1 protein-coding gene is annotated in these 762 nt (G+C 43.8%); it reads right to left on the minus strand.

The genetic code is table 11. The features are described from left to right. The coding region (locus AB5935_RS26175; protein WP_368327892.1) for an ADP-ribosylglycohydrolase family protein at nucleotides 1-762 on the minus strand (762 nt) is incomplete at both ends.

Consider the following 762-nt stretch of genomic DNA (forward strand, 5'->3'; position numbering starts at 1 on the left):
GTTCGATTGCTTTGTTGTAAGTACGTTCAATCATGTCTTCAATGGAAGCATCGGGCATATCAAACCTGGTGATATTGATATACCGGTCGTTGAAGGGTTTTTCCCATCCTTCGATAGGTTTAGTCAAACTTTCGGGAAGAGACTTTGCACCATACATTACTCCTAGAAGTCCGGAGATAGTGGCTGCCTGATTGTCGCAGTCAAATCCCATTGCACAGCTTAAATCCAATGTCCGTTGGAAATCTCCTTCGCCATACAACATAGCCAAAATCCCGCATAATCCGTTCAGATTAGCATTCCAGATTGTTTTTGTCATGGCTGGTTCATCTATGTAATATTTTTTAGCCATGATTTGACGTGCTTTTACCCAATCTTTAGGATATTTGTCATATAAAGCAATCATCTCTTTTACAGCTATCGCATATCTGTCATCAGCAGGTAGTTCTTTCAAGGCTCGTGTAATCAGTTTGCGGATATCCTTGCAGAAAAAAGCGTCAGCGTACATTGCACCATATAGGACAGTGGGAGATACCGCCCACGAATCGCTTGTGATACGGGCCGCCCAATCACTTTTTCCTGCAGCATATGAAATCATTCCCGGTGCTGTATACGCCCATATCTCGTTAATCAATTGAGGGTCGATCTGATACCAGTGCGGATTCAGATTTTCGTCACCTGTGAACGGAGGGGTGAATCCAAGATGCATTAATCCGAGTGCAGCCCTATTGGCTAGCCATACACGGTCACGGATATGATACATCC

The sequence above is a fragment of the Phocaeicola sp. RTP21198st1_B8_RTP21198_201120 genome, assembly GCF_040929485.1.
GTDB lineage: Bacteria > Bacteroidota > Bacteroidia > Bacteroidales > Bacteroidaceae > Phocaeicola > Phocaeicola dorei.